Source organism: Synechococcus lacustris str. Tous (assembly GCF_003011125.1).
Lineage (GTDB): Bacteria > Cyanobacteriota > Cyanobacteriia > PCC-6307 > Cyanobiaceae > Synechococcus_D > Synechococcus_D lacustris.
Genome location: NZ_PXVC01000111.1, coordinates 1 through 4,502, shown reverse-complemented (window position 1 = coordinate 4,502; position 4,502 = coordinate 1). Strand labels below are relative to the sequence as shown.

Genomic DNA, 4,502 nt, shown 5'->3' with positions numbered 1-4,502 from the left:
GGACGCCTCAGTGGTGGCTTGTATGTGGTAACTGCGAAACAAGCCGAACGCAGTGGTGCCATGGTGGCCAGTTGGGTGAGCCAGGCCAGTTTTAATCCTCCTGGTATCACCGTTGCAGTAGCTAAAGATCGCGCAATCGAAGCGCTAATGCAGGTGGGAGATAGGTTTGTTTTAAATGTGTTAGCTGCCGATAATCACCAAAATCTATTGCGGCATTTCCTCARGCGCTTCCCCCCCGGCGCCGATCGCTTTGCTGGTGTTGCCACCCTTGAGAATGCAGCGGATGGTGGTCCGGTTTTGAGTGAAGCCCTKGCCTTCCTTGATTGTGAAGTGAAGCAGCGCCTTGAATGCAACGACCATTGGCTMATCTACTCCCAGGTTCGCAACGGYAACGTWGCTAACCAACARGCCCTCACCGCCACCCATCACCGCAAGGTGGGAAACCACTACTAATGGCYGATCGTTGGGTTATCCAGATACCGCTGGAAGATGGTTTGGTTTGCCTGCGGGGCATAAGCCCTAGGCGCTTGCGCTTTGAGGTGGAATATGGGTTGGAGCGTGGCACCTGCCACAACAGCTTTTTATTTCAAGGTGTTGGCAATTCAGCCCTGTTGGTGCATCCCCCAGGTGCTGCTTTTGCTGAACCATTTCTGCAGGCACTCACTCAACTGGTGCCAACCCAAAGCAAATTAACGGTTGTGCAGGGTGATGTGAATCCAAATCGGGTGGCATTACTGCAGCAATTAGTGCAAATCTGGCCCCAATTCAATTTGGTGGCATCTAATGCAGGCGCCAAGCTACTAGAGGAGCTCTGGCAGCAAACACCACTACCAGCGATTGAGATAGTTAAACATGAACTTCAACTACCCCTAGCTGATGGGTTTGAGTTGCAACTGTTGGCATTGCCAACACCCCGTTGGCCCGGCGGTTTAGCTGCTTTCCACGGCGCCAGTGGCCTGCTGATGAGYGGACGATTTTTTGGCGCCCATCTCTGCACCGAGAGCTACGCCGAAACCAACCCAACAAGCAGTAGTGAAGATCGCCGCTACTACTACGACTGTTTGATGGCACCGATGGCAAACCAGGTGGAGCTGGTGGTGAATCGCCTGGAGGAATTAGCAATCCGCAGCATCGCCCCGGGCCATGGTCCAGCCATTGTTGATAGCTGGCGCAGCCTTCTTGCCGATTACCGCCGCTGGGGGGAAGCCCAACGCAAAGCCAGCCTTGTTGTAACGCTGTTGTATGCCAGCGCCTACGGCAATACCGCAGCGATTGCCGATGCCATCGCCCAAGGCATAGCAAAAACAGGTGTGCGGGTTAACAGCCTCAATTGTGAATTCAGCGAAGCCCCCCAACTGCTGGCTGGAATTAAAAATTGCGATGCCGTTCTAATTGGATCGCCAACTTTGGGGGGCCATGCGCCAACACCAATCGTGTCGGCCCTTGGCACCTTGCTGGCTGAGGGTGATCGCAGCAAACCTGTGGGGGTATTTGGCAGTTTTGGCTGGAGTGGAGAAGCCTTGGATTTATTGGAAAGCAAGCTCACTGATGCGGGCTTCCAACAGGCTTTTGAAACGATTCGGGTGAAATTCAGCCCTGATCCACCAACGCTTAAACGCTGCGAGGAAACCGGTATGGCCCTAGCGCGGCTACTGCAACAACAACAAAAACGCCAACAAAAACGCAATTCTGGTGGCCTCAGTGAAAGCCGCAGCGACCCAGCTGTTTTAGCCCTTGGCCGGGTGATCGGCTCACTATGCGTGCTCACAGCCCAAAAAGGGGAAGGGGAGCAAAGCCTCAGTGGCGCCATGGTGGCCAGCTGGGTGAGCCAGGCAAGTTTTCAACCGCCTGGTTTCAGTGTGGCGGTAGCCCGAGATCGCGCCGTGGAGGCATTACTACATATTGGCGATCGCTTTGCCTTAAACGTGCTGGCAGAAGGCCGTGAATTGGCAACGATGAAGCAATTTCTCCAACCCTTCAGCCCCGGCAGTGATCGTTTTGCTGGGCTTGAATTGCGCAGTAGCCCTGCCGGCCAGCCGCTGCTGCCGGAGGCCTTGGCTTGGCTGGAAGCCACGGTGCAACAAAGGATGGATTGCGGCGACCACTGGGTGCTCTATGCCCAAGTAACGGCGGGGGGCTTATTTGATGAAACAGCATTAACAGCTTTGCACCACCGCCGTAGTGGCGCCAACTACTAACCGCTTAATTATCTGGCTTTAGCAAAAAAGCGTGCCAACAGCTGAAAGTTGGGTTCAAATGGCATTGAGAAAGGGATTTCTAGTTGTGCAAGCAGGCGAACCGATTAGCAAAACCCTAGAACCAGCGGTTAGATACAGGGGTTTTGTATTAATACCCCAACCAGATTTGAGTTGGCTGGTGCGGCCTGAACGCAGCCCAATGCATGTGTTGCCTTTTCGGGCACCTGCCTGTTCAATTTCTGATGTGAAAGCACTGGTGGATTGGCGCCTAGCGCGGTTGGGAAGGGATCGGCGGCCGCGGCTCGATCTGCTACCTAAACAAACCGATTCACGGGGCATTAGCCCCAGCCAATTGCGCCTTGAGGCAATGGCGGGGAAACAACAAAAATACTGCGCTTAAGCKGCTTGGGGCGGTGGCGTTGGATCCCAGCTCTGGATAGGTAAAACCAAGGTTGCCCAATGTTCAGGGCGTTCGGGCCGCCGGCGCTTGGCCTTGCGCACTCCAAATGGAACCCTCACCACATTGGTGCCTTCCACATTTATGGTTTCGCCATTGGCCAAGATCTTTGGCAGGAGAGCTTCTGTGTTTAAAGCTTCCCTGTTTGTGGTGTCGCTAAATTTGCTGGCCATGATCCCCATCAAGCAGCGTTGAGCGAAAAACCGCGGGGTTTCCACCGCAGTWGGASCAGATAATGCACCAAAGGCAAGCCACAAATCAAGTAGAAAATCTTAAATTTTAATTGGCTGGATTTAATCGGTTCTAAACTTTTGSCCAAATCCCAGTTACAGCAGAGTTTTAGCCAGATTCCAGCTCCTGCACCGATGGGCAACTACACACAAGGTTGCGATCTCCGTAGGCGTTGTCGATGCGGGCCACAGCTGGCCACAACTTATTTGTTTTCAAGCCAGCCACGGGAAAAGCAGCTTGTTGGCGGCTATAGGGCCGATCCCATTGGTCTGCGGTGAGGGCTGCTTGGGTGTGGGGCGCCCTTTTGAGCGGGTTGTTCTGGGGATCTGATTGGCCCGTTTCAATGGCGGCCACCTCAGCCCTAATCGCCACCATCGCCTCCACAAAACGATCCAGTTCCTTAAGGGATTCACTTTCTGTGGGCTCCACCATCACAGTACCCGCCACTGGCCAACTCACCGTGGGGGCATGGAAGCCGTAATCCATCAGCCGTTTRGCCAAATCATCCACCTCCAAACCAGCACTGTTTTTTAAAGGCCGTAAATCGAGGATGCATTCATGGGCCACCCGGCCATTGGCACCGCGATAAAGCACCGGGTAATGGGGATCAAGCCTTTCAGCTAAATCATTGGCAGCCAGCAGCGCCACTGCAGTGGCCTGGCGCAGGCCTGCACCTCCCATCATCCGGATATACATCCAACTGATCGGCAGGATGCTGGCGCTACCCCAAGGGGCCGCCGCTAYGGCACCAATGGCCTGGCTGCCGCCGCAGCTCACCAGGGGGTGTCCCGGCAGGTAGGGGGCCAAGTGGGCTGCCACAGCAATCGGCCCCACCCCTGGCCCACCACCGCCATGGGGGATGCAGAAGGTTTTGTGCAGGTTTAGATGGCACACATCAGCGCCAAACYCCCCCGGCTTGCACACTCCCACCTGGGCATTCAAGTTGGCCCCATCGAGATAAACCTGGCCCCCATGGCCATGTACCAGGCTGCAGATTTCAGTGATGCCCTCCTCAAATACCCCATGGGTGGAGGGATAGGTAACCATTAGTGCCGCCAGTTGGTTGCTGTGTTCAGCTGCCTTGGCGGCCAAATCTTGGCGATCGATATTGCCATTGCTATCGCATTGCACTGCCACCACCTGCATGCCTGCCATCACTGCACTGGCTGGGTTGGTGCCATGGGCGCTGGTGGGAATCAGGCACACCCTGCGATGGCCCTCCCCCCTACTGCGGTGCCAAGCGCGAATCACAAGCAGGCCGGCATATTCCCCCTGGGAGCCAGCATTGGGCTGCAGCGACACCGCGGCAAAGCCCGTGAGCAGCGCTAACCACTGTTCCAAATCAGCAATTAAACGGCTGTAGCCCCTGTATTGATCTGCAGGCGCAAAGGGATGCATGGCACTGAAGGCAGGCCAACTAACCGGCAACAGTTCCGCCGCCCCATTCAGCTTCATGGTGCAGCTGCCCAAAGGGATCATTCCGTGCACCAGGGAAAAATCCTTTGCCACCAACCTTTGGATGTAGCGCAGCAATTCGGTTTCACTGCGATAGCACTGGAATACCTCCTGCTGCAGCCATGGTTTCAGCCGCGGCCCAATCCCCCCCACCCCAGGGG

The 4,502-nt window shown here is 55.5% G+C and carries 4 protein-coding genes and 1 pseudogene; 3 read left to right on the top strand and 2 right to left on the bottom strand.

Annotated elements, in window-relative coordinates; genetic code table 11:
* From C7K08_RS12805 to C7K08_RS16940, 3 genes and pseudogenes are all read left to right on the top strand, one after another.
* On the top strand, nt 1–453 hold a 453-nt coding region (locus C7K08_RS12805), incomplete at its 5' end, for a flavin reductase family protein (protein ID WP_133165273.1).
* A complete protein-coding gene (locus tag C7K08_RS12800) occupies nt 453–2,198 on the top strand; it encodes a diflavin flavoprotein (RefSeq protein WP_106500962.1) in 1,746 nt (581 codons plus the stop codon). The genes C7K08_RS12805 and C7K08_RS12800, both read left to right, overlap by 1 nt.
* 58 nt (nt 2,199–2,256) lie before the next feature.
* Nucleotides 2,257–2,469 (top strand): annotated as a pseudogene (locus tag C7K08_RS16940) (hypothetical protein); the annotation flags it as partial.
* Nucleotides 2,470–2,594: 125 nt separating this feature from the next.
* Here the strand turns inward: C7K08_RS16940 and C7K08_RS15900 are convergent.
* Both C7K08_RS15900 and C7K08_RS12785 read right to left on the bottom strand, forming a co-directional pair.
* Nucleotides 2,595–2,828, bottom strand: a complete 234-nt coding sequence (locus C7K08_RS15900) for a hypothetical protein (RefSeq protein ID WP_133165271.1) — start codon at nt 2,826–2,828, stop codon at nt 2,595–2,597.
* A 166-nt stretch (nt 2,829–2,994) separates the two neighbouring features.
* Nucleotides 2,995–4,502, bottom strand: a 1,508-nt coding sequence (locus tag C7K08_RS12785) for an aminomethyl-transferring glycine dehydrogenase (RefSeq protein WP_117434653.1), incomplete at its 5' end; no start/stop codon positions are given.